Annotated in this window: 16 protein-coding genes; 15 read left to right on the top strand and 1 reads right to left on the bottom strand. The window is 33.6% G+C overall.

Going from position 1 to position 17,305, the window contains the following annotated elements:
- Nucleotides 1–80 precede the first annotated feature (80 nt).
- The 12 genes from JN168_RS11130 (at nucleotide 81) to JN168_RS11075 (ending at nucleotide 13,283) form a co-directional block, all read left to right on the top strand.
- Nucleotides 81–1,799: an ABC transporter ATP-binding protein gene (locus tag JN168_RS11130; protein WP_279525895.1), complete on the top strand. Its 1,719-nt coding sequence runs from the start codon at nucleotides 81–83 to the stop codon at nucleotides 1,797–1,799.
- Between the two features lie 388 nt (nucleotides 1,800–2,187).
- The gene (locus JN168_RS11125) at nucleotides 2,188–3,417 is read left to right on the top strand and encodes a NupC/NupG family nucleoside CNT transporter (RefSeq protein ID WP_042738124.1); all 1,230 of its coding nucleotides are present in this window, start codon (nucleotides 2,188–2,190) and stop codon (nucleotides 3,415–3,417) included.
- 506 nt (nucleotides 3,418–3,923) lie between these two features.
- Nucleotides 3,924–4,760: a YitT family protein gene (locus JN168_RS11120; RefSeq protein ID WP_232139211.1), complete on the top strand. Its 837-nt coding sequence runs from the start codon at nucleotides 3,924–3,926 to the stop codon at nucleotides 4,758–4,760.
- Between the two features lie 320 nt (nucleotides 4,761–5,080).
- A complete protein-coding gene (locus tag JN168_RS11115; RefSeq protein WP_042738126.1) occupies nucleotides 5,081–5,884 on the top strand; it encodes an ABC transporter ATP-binding protein in 804 nt (267 codons plus the stop codon).
- Between the two features lie 10 nt (nucleotides 5,885–5,894).
- Nucleotides 5,895–6,896: a FecCD family ABC transporter permease gene (locus JN168_RS11110; protein ID WP_107512422.1), complete on the top strand. Its 1,002-nt coding sequence runs from the start codon at nucleotides 5,895–5,897 to the stop codon at nucleotides 6,894–6,896.
- Nucleotides 6,893–7,909, top strand: coding sequence for a FecCD family ABC transporter permease (locus JN168_RS11105; protein WP_042738128.1), 1,017 nt, complete (start codon nucleotides 6,893–6,895; stop codon nucleotides 7,907–7,909). Before JN168_RS11110 ends, JN168_RS11105 begins: the two co-directional genes overlap by 4 nt.
- 213 nt (nucleotides 7,910–8,122) lie before the next feature.
- On the top strand, nucleotides 8,123–9,094 hold the full coding sequence (dhaK, locus tag JN168_RS11100; protein ID WP_279525894.1) for a dihydroxyacetone kinase subunit DhaK: 972 nt from the start codon (nucleotides 8,123–8,125) through the stop codon (nucleotides 9,092–9,094).
- Between the two features lie 24 nt (nucleotides 9,095–9,118).
- Entirely contained in the window at nucleotides 9,119–9,694 is a 576-nt protein-coding gene (gene dhaL, locus JN168_RS11095) for a dihydroxyacetone kinase subunit DhaL (protein ID WP_042738130.1), read from the top strand.
- Nucleotide 9,695: 1 nt separating this feature from the next.
- On the top strand, nucleotides 9,696–10,055 hold the full coding sequence (gene dhaM, locus JN168_RS11090; protein ID WP_232171278.1) for a dihydroxyacetone kinase phosphoryl donor subunit DhaM: 360 nt from the start codon (nucleotides 9,696–9,698) through the stop codon (nucleotides 10,053–10,055).
- Between the two features lie 170 nt (nucleotides 10,056–10,225).
- On the top strand, nucleotides 10,226–10,726 hold the full coding sequence (locus tag JN168_RS11085; RefSeq protein ID WP_042738132.1) for a hypothetical protein: 501 nt from the start codon (nucleotides 10,226–10,228) through the stop codon (nucleotides 10,724–10,726).
- Nucleotides 10,727–11,028: 302 nt separating this feature from the next.
- A complete protein-coding gene (locus JN168_RS11080) occupies nucleotides 11,029–12,096 on the top strand; it encodes a YkvI family membrane protein (protein ID WP_042738133.1) in 1,068 nt (355 codons plus the stop codon).
- A gap of 155 nt (nucleotides 12,097–12,251) precedes the next feature.
- A complete protein-coding gene (locus JN168_RS11075; RefSeq protein ID WP_229366977.1) occupies nucleotides 12,252–13,283 on the top strand; it encodes an alpha/beta hydrolase in 1,032 nt (343 codons plus the stop codon).
- Between the two features lie 389 nt (nucleotides 13,284–13,672).
- Here JN168_RS11075 and JN168_RS11070 read toward each other — a convergent pair whose 3' ends face one another.
- Entirely contained in the window at nucleotides 13,673–14,179 is a 507-nt protein-coding gene (locus JN168_RS11070) for a GNAT family N-acetyltransferase (protein ID WP_107512428.1), read from the bottom strand.
- Between the two features lie 121 nt (nucleotides 14,180–14,300).
- Here JN168_RS11070 and JN168_RS11065 point away from each other — a divergent pair, with 121 nt between their 5' ends.
- From JN168_RS11065 to JN168_RS11055, 3 genes are read left to right on the top strand one after another with little or no spacing between them, the layout of a single operon-like run.
- On the top strand, nucleotides 14,301–15,218 hold the full coding sequence (locus JN168_RS11065) for an NAD(P)H-binding protein (RefSeq protein WP_107512429.1): 918 nt from the start codon (nucleotides 14,301–14,303) through the stop codon (nucleotides 15,216–15,218).
- Nucleotides 15,219–15,234: 16 nt separating this feature from the next.
- Nucleotides 15,235–15,915, top strand: coding sequence for a response regulator transcription factor (locus JN168_RS11060; protein WP_042738137.1), 681 nt, complete (start codon nucleotides 15,235–15,237; stop codon nucleotides 15,913–15,915).
- On the top strand, nucleotides 15,902–16,924 hold the full coding sequence (locus JN168_RS11055; protein WP_042738138.1) for a sensor histidine kinase: 1,023 nt from the start codon (nucleotides 15,902–15,904) through the stop codon (nucleotides 16,922–16,924). The genes JN168_RS11060 and JN168_RS11055 overlap by 14 nt, the downstream gene beginning before the upstream one ends.
- Nucleotides 16,925–17,305: the final 381 nt, after the last annotated feature.

Genomic DNA, 17,305 nt, shown 5'->3' with positions numbered 1-17,305 from the left:
TAAACACATATAATTTATCGCATGTATTTTTGCACTTTTAAAAATATATACATAACAAAATTTCAGAAGAGGTAGGAAAAATGAAACAAGAGAATCCATTGTTCTATTTATTCAAAAAGTTAACATGGCCTGTTGGATTAATTGTTATTGCCGTGTGTATATCATCTTTAGGGAGTATCACAGGACTTGTTGTTCCATTCTTTACAGGTAAACTTGTTGATAAGTTTTCATTTACAAACTTCAACTGGAACTTCCTAATTGCATTCGTCGGCATATTTATCTTGAACGCTCTGCTTAGTGGCATTGGGCTTTATTTACTAAGTAAGATAGGTGAGAAGATTATTTATGCGATACGCTCGCTATTGTGGCGTCATATTATTCATTTGAAAATGCCATTCTTTGACCAAAATGAAAGTGGTCAATTGATGAGTCGTTTAACAGATGATACTAAGGTGATTAATGAATTTATCTCGCAAAAGTTACCTAATTTATTACCATCCGTATTAACTATTATCGGTTCTTTAATCATGCTTTTTATTATGGATTGGAAAATGACGCTATTAACATTTATTACGATTCCTATTTTTGTAGCAATCATGATACCACTTGGTAAAATAATGCAAACTATTTCTAAGAAAACTCAGTCAGAAATTGCCAATTTTAGTGGTTTATTAGGTCGTGTATTAACAGAAATGAGATTGGTCAAGGTATCTAATACTGAGCGTGAAGAGCTAGATAACGCACATAAAAATCTAAAAGAAATATATTTTTTAGGTTTAAAGCAAGCGAAAATTACAGCAATAATTCAACCGATTACGGGTGTAATCATGTTATTAACGATTGCAGTTATCCTAGGCTTTGGTGCAATACGCATATCTACAGGAGCGATTACTGCAGGTACGTTGATTGCGATGATATTTTACGTGATTCAATTATCAACACCATTGGTTAATTTATCTACGTTAGTAACCGATTATAAAAAGGCAATTGGTGCAAGTAGCAGAATTCATGAAATTATGGAAGAACCAATTGAAACAATTGAATTTAATGATCAATTGACGATTCCGGATGGTAACTTAACATTTGCGGATGTGAATTTTAAATATGCTGTAAAGCCCATCTTAAAGGATGTGTCATTTGAAATTCCATATAGTAAAGTGACAGCATTTGTTGGACCCTCAGGTTCAGGTAAAAGTACAATATTTAATATTATTGAGCGTATGTATGATATAGAACAAGGCGAAATTACTTATGGAAGTACATCTATTTATGATTTATCATTGGCAGATTGGAGAGCAAAAATCGGTTATGTCATGCAGTCTAATTCTTTAATGAGTGGCACGATTAGAGATAATATTCTTTATGGTATAAATCGACAGGTGACTGACGAAGAATTGATACATTATGCGAAAATGGCAAATTGTCATGAGTTTATAGAACAGTTTGAAGATGGTTATGATACTTTGGTTGGTGAAAGAGGTTTGAAATTGTCTGGTGGTCAACGACAACGTATTGATATCGCAAGAAGCTTTGTGAAAAATCCTGACATATTACTATTAGATGAAGCAACTGCAAATTTAGACAGTGAAAGTGAAAGAAAGATACAAGAAGCATTAGAAGTATTGATGGAAAATAGAACAACCGTTGTGATTGCCCATAGATTATCGACAATCAAAAAAGCAGAACAAATCATCTTTTTAGATGGAGGAGTAGTTACGGGCAAAGGCACACATCAAGAACTTATGGCGACGCATGAGAAATATCAAGCATTTGTAAATACACAAAATTTAGCAGATTAAAATGAGAGAAAATACAAAATACAAAATATCCCACTAATATGAATACGTTTTCATCACGTAAACCGAATATTAATGGGTGTTAGTAGTTGAATAGCACCAATAAATCGAACTTTAAAATTCTTATTTTCTATAAAGTACATACATGCTATAATTGTTTTGAATTATAAGGATGCAATGTAAATTAAAATGGCATTTATAATAAGTTATAGAGAGAATAAGATAATAAATGAGGTTAATGAAGGTGAACACACATAGTTACTGTACAAGATATGACTTCGTTCTTATCAAACTTATAGCTATAGGTGTTTACCTTTTATTTGTTTTACATAGCATGTGGTTTAAGGATTTATATCGTATCTTTATATAAAATTGAAATGGTAGGTGTATTATGTTTTTAGTTATTAACATAATTGGATTGTTCGTTTTCTTAGGCATAGCAGTCTTATTTTCTAGAAATAGAAAAAACATACAATGGACATCAATTGGGATATTAGTACTATTAAATTTAGTGTTAGCATGGTTCTTTATTTATTTCCCTTGGGGAAGAGCAGGGGTTCAAGGATTAGCGAATGGTATTGCTTGGATGATTAATTCCGCGCATGCAGGGACTGGGTTTGCCTTTGCAAGTTGGGTGAAACCAGGTGCGATGGATATGGCAGTGAGCGCACTGTTTCCAATTTTACTTGTAGTACCGTTATTTGATATTTTAATGTATTTAAATGTTTTGCCAAAGCTTATTGGAGCAATTGGTTGGGTTTTAGCGAAAATTACACGTCAACCTAAGTTTGAATCATTCTTTGGTATTGAGATGATGTTTTTAGGAAATACTGAAGCTTTAGCTGTATCAAATGAACAGTTAAAAAGAATGAATGAGACACGCGTATTAACAATTGCGATGATGTCTATGAGTTCTGTATCAGGAGCAATTGTTGGTGCTTATGTAACTATGGTACCGGGTGAATTAGTACTTACAGCCATTCCGTTAAATATTATTAATGCAATTATTGTAGCCTGTATTTTAAATCCGGTAAGTGTTGAAGAAAAAGAAGACATCATTTACAGCATTAAGAATAATGAAGTTGAACGTCAACCATTCTTCTCATTCTTAGGTGATTCCGTTTTGAATGCTGGAAAGTTAGTTCTAATCATTATTGCGTTTGTCATCAGTTTTGTAGCATTATCAGATTTATTAGATAGGTTAATTAATTTATTCACTGGAATTATTGGTGGATGGATTGGTGTGAAAGGTAGTTTTGGCTTAGACCAAATGCTTGGTACTGTAATGTATCCATTTGCCTTATTATTAGGTCTACCATTTGATGAAGCTTGGGTAGTTGCTCAACAAATGGCTAAGAAGATTGTGACAAATGAATTTGTAGTGATGGGTCAAATTAAAGATGTCGTTGCGTCATACTCTCCACATAGAAGAGCAGTTATTACGACGTTCTTAATTTCATTTGCCAACTTCTCAACAATCGGTATGATTGTTGGTACGTTAAAAGGAATAGTTGATCAAAAAACATCTGACTTTGTTTCTAAATACGTGCCGATGATGTTATTAGCAGGTATCTTAGTATCATTAATGACTGCAGGATTTGTAGGTCTATTTGCGTGGTAATGAATTAAATATTACATTTCTTAGACTAGGTGAAGTTATATTTCGCCTAGTCTATTTTTTTTACAGTATAAAATTGATAATAAGATTAGAATGTTCTGATATATGAGATAAAAAAATAAAGCCAAGTGAATGAAGTGAGGAGACACATTCATCATTACTTGGCTTTTACGGGAAATGAATTAATTGTATATCAATAGTAAGGACTAGGTACTATTAATACACTCGAGCAAAAATTTGTTTTGTTTGTTACTATAAACAACACAAAGGAGATGGCTTCTTATTGGCTATCAATAAGAAGATAGATATTATTATAGCAAACAGAAGTGCATAAGTAAATCGAAAATTCAGAATTTTTAAAATTATGAATAAATAATTTTTACAAGTGCCGTCATTATGGCATTTTTTAGATGTTAATTTTAATAACTTTTTTTGGAGATAGTGTTGTGATGTGAAAGAATATTTGCTAACATTCAATTGATTGAACTAAATAAGAGGGGGTTATGTGGATGAATAAAACAGTACGTGATTTAATATTAATCGTTATCGGTTCGTTTATTTTTGCTGCTGGCGTCAATACCTTTATAATATCTGCGGATTTAGGTGAGGGAGGCGTAACCGGATTAGCGATCGTACTCTATTATGCCTTTCACATCTCGCCCGGTATTACAAACTTTGTCTTGAATGCGATTCTTATAGCGATTGGTTATAAATTTTTAAGTAAACGTAGCATGTATTTAACAATAGTGGCAACAGTACTTATATCATTATTCTTGGAAGTAACGAAAAGTTGGGAAATTGAAACAGGCAATATCTTAGTCAATGCAGTATTTGGTGGAACGTGTGTTGGGCTTGGTATTGGTGTGATTGTACTTGCTGGTGGAACTACTGCAGGAACAACGATTCTTGCGCGTATTGCAAACAAGTATCTCGATGTCAGTACGCCATATGCGCTATTATTCTTTGACTTGATTGTTGTGGCAATTTCATTGTCTGTTATTCCGATTGCGAGTGCATTAGTAACTGTAATTTCTTTATATATCGGTACTAAAGTAATGGATTACGTAATAGAAGGTTTAAATACGAAAAAAGCAATGACTATTATTTCTAGTAAACCAGATGAAATTGCTAAAGTGATTGATGAACAAGTAGGTCGTGGGCTAACTATTTTAAACGGTAGAGGTTATTTCTCTAGAGAAGATAAAGACGTTTTGTATGTAGTTATTACTAAGACGCAAGTGACGAAGGCAAAGCGATTAATTAAGAAGATTGATGATAATGCATTTTTAGTTATTCACGATGTACGTGATGTTTATGGAAATGGCTTTTTAATTGATGAACATTAATCGCTTTAAAGTAGTGTTATAAAAATGAGACTTGTCTATGGATGGAAACAGCATCTAGCGACAAGTCTTTTTTTATTCTACTATGAAGTTTGATGATGATTGTCGGTAAAGATTTGACGACTGAACTTATCATGTAATGCTATTTAATTCATCTCGGTATCTACAAGCAATGGTAAAATTTCATAGTCAATAGAATTCAAAGATGATATAATATCACTTATGATAATGATTATCATTAACGTGATAATCGACAAAATTTGATAAATTACTGGTTAATATAAATAGAGACTTAAGCTTATTTTATAGGAAGAAGGGAACTTATGACTCGCTTAAATGGAGAACAAGTAACAATCGGTTATGGAGATAATGTTATCGTTAATAGTTTAGACGTGCAAATTCCAGATGGGAAGATTACATCGATTATTGGACCGAATGGTTGTGGGAAATCAACCTTACTAAAGGCACTATCTAGATTGTTACCTATTAAAGATGGTGAAATCAAGTTAGATGGGGAAAGCTTGCATGCACAATCGACAAAAGAGGTAGCTAAGAAGATTGCAATTTTACCTCAGTCACCGGAAGTCGCAGATGGTTTAACTGTTGGCGAATTAGTTTCTTATGGTCGTTTTCCGCACCAAAAGGGCTTCGGACGTTTATCTGCAGAAGATAAAAAGGAAATCGATTGGGCAATGACGGTAACGGGAACGTATGACTTTAAACATCGTTCAATTAACGATTTAAGTGGTGGACAAAGACAACGTGTATGGATTGCTATGGCCTTAGCACAAAGAACAGATATTATATTTTTAGATGAACCTACAACTTATTTAGATATTTCACATCAATTAGAAATATTAGAGTTGATTACCCGTTTGAATCAAGAACAAGGTTGTACAATTATTATGGTGTTACATGACATTAACCAAGCAGTTCGTTTTTCCGATCATTTAATTACAATGAAAGATGGAAATATTATTGCAGATGGCGACACAGAAAGTGTGTTGACGAAGGATATATTAGAACGTGTATTCAATATTGATGTTGAAATCAGCACTGATCCACGTACAGGTAAACCAATGCTTGTAACGTATGATTTGTGTAAGAAGAGCTATTCGCAAGTGTAGGAGTTAAATTATGTCGACAAATAGAAAAGGCAAGATGAACTTTCCAACAGTGCTGATTATCAGTATCTGTTTATTGGTGGCAGCATTGCTAGTCTCCATATTATTAGGTGATGCAAAGATTCACCTTTCTACGATTTTTGATGCAATTTTCAACTATGATAAACATAATCAACAACATAACATTATTAGTGAAATTAGAATACCTAGAGATGTAGGAGCAATGCTGGTTGGTGTGGCATTAGCAACTTCAGGGGCAGTGATACAGGGTGTGACTAAAAACGGTTTAGCAGATCCAAGTTTAATTGGATTAAACTCAGGTGCGTCCTTTATGTTAGCGATGACGTTTGCATTTTATCCATCAGCACCCTTTTTAGTAATGATGTTTGCCGGTTTCCTTGGTGCATTAATGGGCGGATTTATAGTCTTAATGATTGGGAGATCGAGAAGTGATGGATTTAATCCAATGCGTATCATATTAGCTGGTGCAGCAGTAAGTGCTTTATTGACTGCATTAAGCCAAGGTGTAGCGCTATTGTTCCGTCTGAATCAGAGTTTGACATTTTGGAGTGCTGGTGGTGTTTCTGGAACGACTTGGCATCAACTTGTTTGGGCAGCGCCATTTATTATTATTGCTTTAACGATTATTATTGCAATGAGTAAACAGTTAACGATTCTTAATTTAGGTGAAACCTTGGCTAAAGGACTTGGACAAAATGTAAGTATGACACGTGGTATATCATTAGTATTATCGATGGTGTTAGCCGGCATTGCAGTTGCAATGGTGGGTCAAATTGCATTTGTTGGTTTAATGGTACCTCATATTGTTCGTTATTTGGTTGGTACTGACTATGCACGCGTGATACCATTAACGGCAATTGTTGGTGGCTTGCTCATGTTGGTCGCTGATACAGTAGCACGTATGTTAGGTGAGGCACCAGTTGGCGCTATTATTTCATTTATCGGCGTACCTTACTTTTTATATTTAGTTAAAAGAGGGGGCCGATTCTCATGATAGATCCAAAACTGAGATATAAACAGTGGGTTACAATGATTGTCTTGATCGTCTTGATATTATTAGCATGTGCTTGGAGTATGACATCTGGTGAATATAAGATGTCTGTAGGCACATTCTTTAAGACTTTGTTTGGGCAAGGTGAGTATACAGACACCTTAATATTAATGGAATTTAGGTTGCCACGTATGCTTATCACTATTCTTGCTGGAGCAGCCTTAGCTATGAGCGGTGCTATCTTGCAAAGTGTTACACGCAATCCATTAGCAGAACCAGGGATACTGGGTATCAATGCAGGTAGTGGTTTTGTCATTGCCTTATTTATTGTAATTGGTCAGGTGAATGCTGAAAACTTTGTCTATGTTTTGCCAATTATTAGTATGATAGGCGGTATATTAACAGCAATTATTATATTTTCATTTAGTTATAACAGAGGTGAAGGTATTTCTCCGGCGAGCATGGTATTAGTTGGTGTCGGTATGGCAGCAGCTTTAAGTGGTGGTTCGTTAACATTGATGTCTACTTTTGATAAAGATCAGTCTGAGTTTATGGCATCATGGTTTGCTGGTAATATTTGGGGCGATGAATGGACCTTTGTTATTGCTTTCTTACCATGGGTGATTATTCTGGTGCCATATCTATTATTTAAATCGAATGTCTTAAATTTATTAAATACACATCAACATATTGCGCAAGGTGTCGGAGTGAAAATAGGCAAAGAGCGTATTGTCCTACTGCTAGTGGCGGTTATATTGTCCTCTGCGGCAGTGTCTGTAGCTGGTGCTATTGGCTTTATTGGACTAATGGGCCCTCATATCGCCAAATCAATCGTCGGTCCTAGACATCAATTATTCTTGCCAATCTCCATATTGATTGGTGCTTTACTACTTGTTGTTTCAGATACGTTAGGTAAGGTGATACTACAGCCTTCAGGTATTCCAGCAGGTATTGTTGTAGCAATTATTGGGGCACCATATTTCTTATATTTAATGTATAAAACTAAATCAGTTTAAAGATGTGAATATTTAAGTGCATCATAGATGTTTTCCTACCACAACTTAGCAACACGCTAGGTTGTGGTATTTTTTTTTATTAAAATTAAAACTAAATCATTGTTAAGCAATTAGAATGGAAAAATAGCCTGATGAATTATGTTAGCGTTTACAATTGTGTGTGATGTATACTGTAAATGGATATATGGATATTATGAACAGGAGGCCACAAAAATGAAAAAACTAATTAAAGATAAAACTCAGTTCTTATCTGATATGCTTGATGGCATGTTAGAAGTAAATAAAAATATTGAGCTCATTGCCGATTCAGTCATTGTGAGAAAAGACAAGAAAGAAGAAGGTGTTGCTATTGTTTCAGGCGGTGGCAGTGGACACGAACCTGCACATGCAGGATATGTGGCACAAGGTATGTTAGACGCTGCAGTGTGTGGTGAAGTCTTTACCTCTCCAACTCCAGATAAAATATTAAGTGCGATTAAAGCGGTTGATAATGGAGATGGCGTATTATTAGTAATTAAAAACTATGCCGGAGATGTCATGAACTTTGAAATGGCTCAAGAAATGGCCGAAATGGAAGATATCAAAGTTGCATCTATTGTAGTGAAAGATGATATTGCAGTTAGTGATGAGGATAAACAAAGAGGCGTTGCAGGTACCGTATTAGTTCATAAGTATGCAGGGTACCTTGCTGAACAAGGAGTCAAATTAGATGACATTAAAGCACGTTTGGACCAAGTATTACCAACTATTAAATCAATAGGCATGGCTGTTACAGCGCCAATGGTACCGACTACTGGGCAATATGGTTTCGATATCGCTGATGATGAGATAGAGATTGGCGTTGGGATTCATGGGGAAAAAGGATTGTCCAGGGAAAAAATAACCACAGTCGACCAAATCGTTGCTCGCCTTAGTGATGAATTGTTAAAGCAAGTAGACGCAAACCATATAATCGTGATGGTAAATGGTATGGGTGGCACACCTTTATCTGAATTAAATATTGTAGCGAAGTATTTAGCTGAATATTTAAAAGGTAAAAATATCACAGTAGCACACTGGCTAGTTGGTGACTATATGACTGCATTAGATATGCAAGGTGTATCGTTGACCTTTGTACCTGTTAATGACGAATTATCGCAAGCTATTGTTGCAGAAACAAGTAGCAGTTATTTTAATTTGGTCTAGATTAACTAAAGGAGTGTAATAATAATGGATGTCAAAGCGATGAAAGATAGATTACTTGAGTTAGTGTCTGTATTTGAGGACAAGGAAAGTGAACTTACTGAATTAGACAGAGCCATTGGTGATGGCGATCATGGTGTGAACATGGTTAGAGGATTCAAAGCTTTACCTGATCATATCGATGATAGTTCCATGCAAAATTTATTCAAATCTACGGGTATGACATTAATGTCAAATATAGGTGGTGCATCTGGACCGTTGTATGGATTTAGCTTTGTTAAAATGTCACAAGTAGTTGAGGATGACATAGATAATGAAAATGTTAAAGCGTTACTGCAGGCCTTTTCTGAAGCGATAGCCCAAAGAGGGAAAGTGAGTTTAAATGAGAAAACTATGTATGACGTGATAGAACGTGCTAATGAAGCGGTTCGAAATGGTGAAAAGGTTGATATGGAGAAATTGCAATCCTTCGCAAATGCGACAAAGGATATTGAAGCAACAAAAGGTAGAGCGTCTTATTTCAAAGCTGACTCGGTTGGCTTTGTTGATCCAGGGGCACAAAGTAGCGTATATATATTGAATGCATTGATTGGAGAGGATTAATATGACATCAATAGTGATAGTGAGCCATAGTGAGGATATTGCAAATGGAACACAAGCCTTATTAGAGCAAATGGCTGGTGATGTTAATGTGATTGCACAAGGTGGCGCAGAAGGACGTATTGGTACATCTTATGACCAAATTCAAGACATGATCAATGAATTATCGGATGATGCAATATGTTTTTATGATATTGGGTCAGCTGAAATGAATTTAGATTTGGCTATAGAAATGTATACAGGCGATTACCGTATTGAAAAGGTGGATGCGCCAATTGTAGAGGGTAGCTTTACTGCTGCCGTTAAATTGTCTGTGGGTGGATCCTATGATGAAACGCTTAATGAAATTAAACAGAACTTTTAATTTAAGAATATAAATGAAAAAGCGATTGATACAAGTGTTTAATAACAGTATAATGACGTTTTTAGAATAAATAGTCCTAAACAGTTTATTTTTATATGAATTAATTTTTGAAATATGATAAAATAAAAGCTAACTATAATTAGGAATCTGGATACTAGGAGGACATTGCCATGAAAGATTTAATCCAAAAGCATGTCTTAAACGGTGAGTTCGAGTCAGTCAAGCGATTAATGTCCCAGTCAGATTTTATGGAATTTGAAGAAGCTTATATTTCAAGTGCCCACGAAGTGGAAAGCGTCATGTTTTATACTTGTATCTTAGACATGATGAAAGAGGAAGAAACTGCTGAATTGCACGACTTAGCCTTTTTACTACTTGTTTATCCATTAAGTGAACTAGAAGGTGCACTTGACTCTGCCTTTTATCATGCGCAAACTTCCATAAAGCTCACTGAAGGCAAAGAAGTAAAGAGTTTATTGCAAATGTTATTATTACATGCAGTGCCTGAACCAGTCATTTCTGATAAGAAAGCTTTCGATGTAGCGCGTCAAATTCTTAAGTTAGATCCAGCTAATAGCGTTGCGCGTAATGTGCTAAAGGAAACTGCAAAACGTATGGATAACGTTGTTGTAGATTTCAATGAATTAAATCGATTTAAGGATGCTCATTAGAAACTAACAGATAAGAACGTCTGTTTTTTAAGCTATTATTAGATTTGAATAATAATTAAACCGAAATACTCATTTTATGATAGTGAGAATTTCGGTTTTTTTGTTGTTTAATCGGGAAAATAATTGATATGTAATTTTATTCTATATAAATGGTTATTAGAATACTTTGAACTTTAAATTATATTACTGTAAATAAAAAATGAATTGATTAACATTTTAAGAAAGTTTTTTTGTGTGTTGCAAAATATAGTTGATAAGGTATAATATCTCAATGTGTAAACAATTAGGAGGTTGTAATATACATGGGGTTGAATAAAGAAGCTGTAAAAATTGGTTTTGCTTATGTCGGAATCGTGGTAGGTGCTGGATTCTCGACTGGACAAGAAGTTATGCAATTCTTTACATCTTATGGTCTATGGTCGTATATTGGTGTCATCCTATCAGGTTTAATATTAGGTTTTATAGGCAGACAAGTAGCTAAAATAGGTAGTGCCTTTGATGCACAGAACCATGAATCGACGTTAGACTATTTATTTAGTGATATCTTTAGCAAGATTATCGATTATTTATTAATATTTTTCTTATTCGGTATATCTGTAACAATGATTGCAGGAGCCGGATCAACATTCCAAGAAAGTTTTGGGGTTCCAACATGGCTTGGTGCTTTAATTATGGTCATTGCGATTTATATAACACTACTAATGGATTTTAATAAAATTGTAAGAGCTTTAGGGGTTGTTACACCATTCTTAATTGTCTTTGTAGTTATAATCGCAATTTATTATTTATTTAATGGTAGTGTTGCACTTAATGAAGTAAATAGTACAGTACCAAAAACAAGTTTATGGAAAGCAATCATTTTCGGGATTAATTATGGTGGACTTGCTTTTGCAGTTGGATTTAGTACGATTGTGGCAATTGGTGGCGATGCATCGAAAAGGAAGGTAGCCGGTTCTGGTGCATTATTTGGTGGTGTGATTTATACAGTGTTATTAGCATTGATAAACTTTGCACTACAAGCAGAATATCCAAAAATCAAAAGTGCCTCAATTCCAACATTAACATTGGCAAACGATATTCATCCATGGATTGGTTTTGCTTTATCAATTATTATGTTAGCGGTAATGTATAATACAATTCTTGGGTTAATGTATTCATTTGCAGCTCGATTTACTGAACCATATAGTAAGAAATATCATATCTTTATTGTATTAATGGTACTTATTGCATTTGCTTTAAGTTTTGTAGGATTTACAAGTTTGATCAATTTCTTATATCCAGTAATGGGTATTATTGGACTTATAGTCGTTGTAGCTGTTTTGATTAAATACTATTTACGTAAAAATCAAAACAAAAAGCATATCGCTTAATTTAGTAAAAAAATAATTATAAGTATTTATAGAAATCTCAGCTTTTCAATTTTGTGAAGGCTGAGGTTTTATCTTTTATCATTTTTCATATAATTTGCAATTACTATTGTCAAAATAACAATTATGATACAATGCTTCCGAAAGGAACGGTAACTATGAAGAAAAAACATAAATGGACTTTAATAACAATCATTGTGTTCATAGTGGTTGCGATCATTACTGGATTATTGCTTAAGCAACATTTTGACCGTCAACACACGAAAGAAGTTAAAGAAAAAGTACAAATCAACAATAAAAATGTCAATGCATTTACGAATATTACCTATAGTAAAGGGATTCCTAATAGTCGTCTAGATATACTGACGCCAACTGAATTAGATAGTGACAACAAATTACCGGTCATATTTTGGATGCATGGTGGAGGTTACATTGCAGGTGATAAGCAATACAAGAACCCGTTACTCTCTAAAATTGCAGAACAAGGATATATTGTAGTAAATATTAACTATGCATTAGCGCCAGACTCAAAATATCCAACACAATTGAAACAAATTGATCGAGCAGTTAGGTTTATTAAACATAATCAACATGAACTGCCAATTAATTTCGATCAAGTTGTATTTGGTGGTGATTCTGCTGGTGCACAGCTTTCTAGTCAATATACAGCAATACAAACGAATAAATCTTTAAGAGAAGATATGCATTTCAAACAACAGTTCAAACCTGATCAAATCAAAGCTGCAATCTTTTTCGGAGGCTTTTATGATATGAAGACGGTGCGACAAACTGAATTCCCAAGAATCCAACTATTTATGGAAAGTTACACAGGAAAGCGTAATTGGGAGCAACAGTTTAAATATATTAGTGAAATGTCGACAATTAACCAAGTGACCAAAGAATATCCGCCAACTTTTTTATCAGTAGGTGATGCGGACCCGTTCTATAGTCAAAATATTTCATTTTATAAAAAACTTAAATCTAAAGATGTCCCAGTAGATAAACTATTCTATGATGGTTCTCATCATTTGAGACATCAATACCAATTCCATTTAGATAAACCTGAATCTCAACAAAATATGAAAGATGTCTTAAGATTCTTAAGTAGAAATACTAATTCTTCAGGTGTCGAAGCAAAATTAAATCCAGAAGATTCAAATCCAAATGGTGTTGAACTAAATCCCTATTAAATGAGCTGAAGAGTCCCATTGCAGTGGTATCTAGTATGGATAAGGCATATTAATAGGTTGATGTAGTAATAACATATAAGAACTGCGTATTGTTTGCGACACACCTGAGGGAGTAGAATGAGTATCGAGACCGAGACTCGAAACTGCCCACTTAGGTATGCGAGTAATTACAATACGCAGTATTGATATCAATAACAAGCCCATCAAAGATCAAAAATCTTTGATGGGCTTAATGCTGTGTATTTATGTCCCAGACTGTTTCCTACGATGAGTCAAGGTATCATATTTAAAATAATTATTTTTGCTCATTGTTATATGTAAAGATACATATGTTTTGACCGAAATTAAATAACATTTATAATAGTTTATTCTTTAGTGATAGAGGTAGATTATAGTAATAGCTTTGCCAAGATATATTTATTGTAATAACGACCATCGATATAGAGTTTATCACGTAACTCACCTTCGATTTGATAATTGGCAGCTTTGAATAATGAAACTGCTGTTTCATTTTCGGGAACGACTAATACTTCAATACGTCTGATATCATGGTTTAAAGACCAAGCTTCTACAGCGTTTATGAGTGATTGACCTAACCCCTTTTCACGGTAATGTCTAATTACGCCCATTGAGAATTTAGCTTCGTGGCGTGCACGCTCATAATCTTCTGTTGTCACAGTAGCAAAGCCGACGAGTTCACCATTGTTTTCGGCTACAAATATTGCGTTAGAGGGTGATGTGATAAAATGTTCTAAATTAGAAATAGCATCTGTAGTAGAAGGTGCATATTCGCCTGGGTTATAGATGAGGTAGTCTGACTCATCATAAATCGTGGTTAATAGTTTAATAAATGGGTCGATATCTTTTATACTAATTTCTCGGATTTGATGAACCATTCATTTCCACTCCTTGTTTGAATTTTACATATATTTAATCATAATATAATTTAACATCAAAATCATTATTTTACTAGACAATATTAATTTTTAATAAATCATTATAAAGGAAGTATGTTTTATGAAGCCTAATATATTACTAGCTGGTGCAACAGGTTATATAGGAAAGAACTTGGTGCCTCAAATAAAAAATGTAGCGCATTTATATACATTATCAAAGTATCCTAAGGAACAGGATTTACGAGATGTGCAGTGGTTAAAGAAAGATATTTTTAATTATAGAGATGTTGTAGACGCAATGGAAGGTATGGATATTGCTATCTTTTACTTAGATCCTACCAAACATTCTGCAAAGCTTACGAAGGCTAGTGCACGCGATATGAATTTATTGGCTGCAGATAATTTTGGCAGAGCGGCAGCAAAACAAAATATAAGCAAGATTATATATATTAGTGGGGGACGTTTTGACAATGAATCTATAGCAAGATTGAAAGCTTATGGTACGCCTGTTGAACAGACAGATAATATTGTGCCGAGACCTCATGTAGCAGTTGAACTACAAGTTTCGAAATATGATGATGTGCGCAGTGCCTTAAGTATGCAACAACCATTGAAGTTGACACTTGAACAACTTGTAAACTATTATTTTAATTGGTTGAATGAAACTAATGGAACATTGCTACACACAAAAATGGATCAAGATTACTATATTATATATATTAAAGATGCCAATAAGCCGTTGTTAGTCTTGAAGAAAGAACTGACAGATGATGATTTGATTACGTTATTTATTGTTGGTGGAAGATTGATGAATAAGAAGGTACAGAAACAAGGTAAACTTGAGTTTAGAAAATTAGCAGGTACTCAGACGGTAATGGTGCATTTATATGATTATATACCAAAATTAGTGTGGCCGATTTATTATATGGTTCAATCTCCATTTCAAAGTTTGATGATGAGAGGATTTGAAATAGAGTGCCGTATTCGACATTTTAATCGTCGTATTCAATCAGGAGAAGATATTAAATATACCAAATAAGTTGGGAGATTATAATGTGGAAATATTATTAGTAGAAGATGATATGACATTATTTAATGAATTGAGTACAGAGCTGGAGCAGTGGGATTTTATAGTTAAGGGTGTCGATGATTTTGGCGATGTGTTGAGTTTATTTGAACAGATTAACCCTGCAATCGTGATTATGGATGTTAAGCTACCTAAATATGATGGTTTTTATTGGACGCGAAAGATTAGAGAAGTGTCTAATACACCAATATTGTTCTTGTCCTCTAGGGATAATCCTATGGATCAAGTGATGAGCATGGAATTAGGAGCAGATGATTTTGTACAAAAACCCTTTAATACCAGTATATTAATAGCTAAAATTCAAGCTATTTATCGACGTGTATATGAATTTAGTAAAGATGAGAAAAGAGTTATTCAATGGCAAAAGGCGACACTTGATTTAGCAAAGGATAGTATCAATAAGGATGATACAATTATTTATTTATCTAAAACTGAAATGATTATTTTAGAAATGCTAGTGAAAAAACAAGACCAAATCGTCAATAGAGATACAATTATCACAGCGCTCTGGGATGATGAAGCGTTTGTAAGTGATAATACTCTGACAGTTAATGTGAACCGTTTACGTAAAAAATTAGCCGAGATTGATATGAAAGATGCGATTGAGACAAAAATTGGTAAAGGTTACATGGCACATGGAGCATCTTAAATGGTTTTTCTTATTTTTAAGAACACGTATTAGTTGGATTTTATGGATAATGTTGTTGCATCTAATTTTTCTAGGTATTGCGTATATTGACTATGATATAAGTGTGGGAAGCATTTATTATATTATTATTTTAAATTTAGGTTTAACTTCATTGTTCTTAGTATTTACATATGTGAAGGAAATTAAGTTTTTTATACATTTAAACGATAATATAGAGCCTGAAGAATTAAAGCATAAAGGCCTTGCTGATACACCGTTCCAACAAAAAATGGTCGAATACTTATATAATCAAATTACAAGTCAAAAGTTAATTGTGACCAAGCAAAGAATGAAAATTCAATCTACAGAAGCTTCGTTGACAGATTTTGTTCATGATATTAAGACACCAGTTACAGCTATGAAATTGATGATTGAAAAAGAAGCGGACATGGATAAAAAACGTGCATTGTTGTTCGAATGGACTCGTATCAATGATATGTTAGACAAGCAATTGTATTTAACACGTATAGAATCACAAAATAATGATATGTATTTTGAATATGTCCCTTTGAAAAGACTGATTATAGAAGAGATTCAACTGACTCGTTATCTTAGCCAAGCTAAAGGTATTGGTTATGAATTAGATTTAGATGAAAGTCATCATGTTTATACTGATTCAAAATGGTGTAGAATGATGATTCGACAAATATTCTCAAATGCAATTAAGTATAGTGAAAATGGGACGATTTATGTAAAATCATCACTTATCAATGAACAAGTCCAAGTTCAAATTAAGGATGAAGGCCGTGGTATTAGTAAAAAGGATTTACCGCGAATTTTTGATAAAGGTTTCACCTCGACGAATTATAGAAATGAAACGACTTCCTCAGGTATTGGATTATATTTAGTGAATACAGTAAAACAAAATTTAGGTATTCAAGTTGAAGTGGTTTCTGATGAAGGTCATGGGACAGAAGTTACCTTTATTTTCCCAACACAAAATGAGTTAGTGAAAAGAATATCGGAATAATGATAAAGTTGAAGTAACGCCATATCGGTCACTTCAACTTTTATTTTTTTTGATACTAAATAATAATGACTGAATTAAGTTGAACGTTATGAGTTGAAAAAATGAAATAATTATGAAAATATAAGCGTGAAAAATGTTTTTTGATTAGATTACTTTAATAATCTAAAAATTAAAAATCTTGAAACGTCTTGTCAGTGTAGATGTGAACAACTTTATTAATTTTATGAAAATGTAATGTTAAGAATTTGTAAATCTAATTGTAGGATTGTAAATTTTATGCTATTTTCAATAAAGGACAAATAGAGAATTGTGAGATTTTTTAAAACGATTAGAGCAAAAATTCATTTACACTATTTTTACAAAACTGTTTGAAAAGTCAAA

Source organism: Staphylococcus gallinarum (genome assembly GCF_029774255.1).
In the GTDB taxonomy this organism is placed as follows: Bacteria; Bacillota; Bacilli; order Staphylococcales; family Staphylococcaceae; genus Staphylococcus; species Staphylococcus gallinarum.
This window is presented reverse-complemented; position numbering and strand designations above follow the sequence as displayed.

Excerpts from the sequence above, each read along its gene's own strand:
- dhaM (WP_232171278.1), top strand. The coding sequence starts at position 9,696 with ATGACATCAATAGTGATAGTGAGCCATAGTGAGGATATTGCAAATGGA.
- JN168_RS11110 (WP_107512422.1), top strand. The coding sequence starts at position 5,895 with ATGTCGACAAATAGAAAAGGCAAGATGAACTTTCCAACAGTGCTGATT.
- JN168_RS11115 (WP_042738126.1), top strand. The coding sequence starts at position 5,081 with ATGACTCGCTTAAATGGAGAACAAGTAACAATCGGTTATGGAGATAAT.
- JN168_RS11080 (WP_042738133.1), top strand. The coding sequence starts at position 11,029 with ATGGGGTTGAATAAAGAAGCTGTAAAAATTGGTTTTGCTTATGTCGGA.
- JN168_RS11085 (WP_042738132.1), top strand. The coding sequence starts at position 10,226 with ATGAAAGATTTAATCCAAAAGCATGTCTTAAACGGTGAGTTCGAGTCA.
- JN168_RS11130 (WP_279525895.1), top strand. The coding sequence starts at position 81 with ATGAAACAAGAGAATCCATTGTTCTATTTATTCAAAAAGTTAACATGG.
- JN168_RS11075 (WP_229366977.1), top strand. The coding sequence starts at position 12,252 with ATGAAGAAAAAACATAAATGGACTTTAATAACAATCATTGTGTTCATA.
- dhaK (WP_279525894.1), top strand. The coding sequence starts at position 8,123 with ATGAAAAAACTAATTAAAGATAAAACTCAGTTCTTATCTGATATGCTT.
- JN168_RS11125 (WP_042738124.1), top strand. The coding sequence starts at position 2,188 with ATGTTTTTAGTTATTAACATAATTGGATTGTTCGTTTTCTTAGGCATA.
- JN168_RS11055 (WP_042738138.1), top strand. The coding sequence starts at position 15,902 with ATGGAGCATCTTAAATGGTTTTTCTTATTTTTAAGAACACGTATTAGT.
- JN168_RS11120 (WP_232139211.1), top strand. The coding sequence starts at position 3,924 with ATGAATAAAACAGTACGTGATTTAATATTAATCGTTATCGGTTCGTTT.
- JN168_RS11070 (WP_107512428.1), bottom strand. The coding sequence starts at position 14,179 with ATGGTTCATCAAATCCGAGAAATTAGTATAAAAGATATCGACCCATTT.
- dhaL (WP_042738130.1), top strand. The coding sequence starts at position 9,119 with ATGGATGTCAAAGCGATGAAAGATAGATTACTTGAGTTAGTGTCTGTA.
- JN168_RS11065 (WP_107512429.1), top strand. The coding sequence starts at position 14,301 with ATGAAGCCTAATATATTACTAGCTGGTGCAACAGGTTATATAGGAAAG.
- JN168_RS11105 (WP_042738128.1), top strand. The coding sequence starts at position 6,893 with ATGATAGATCCAAAACTGAGATATAAACAGTGGGTTACAATGATTGTC.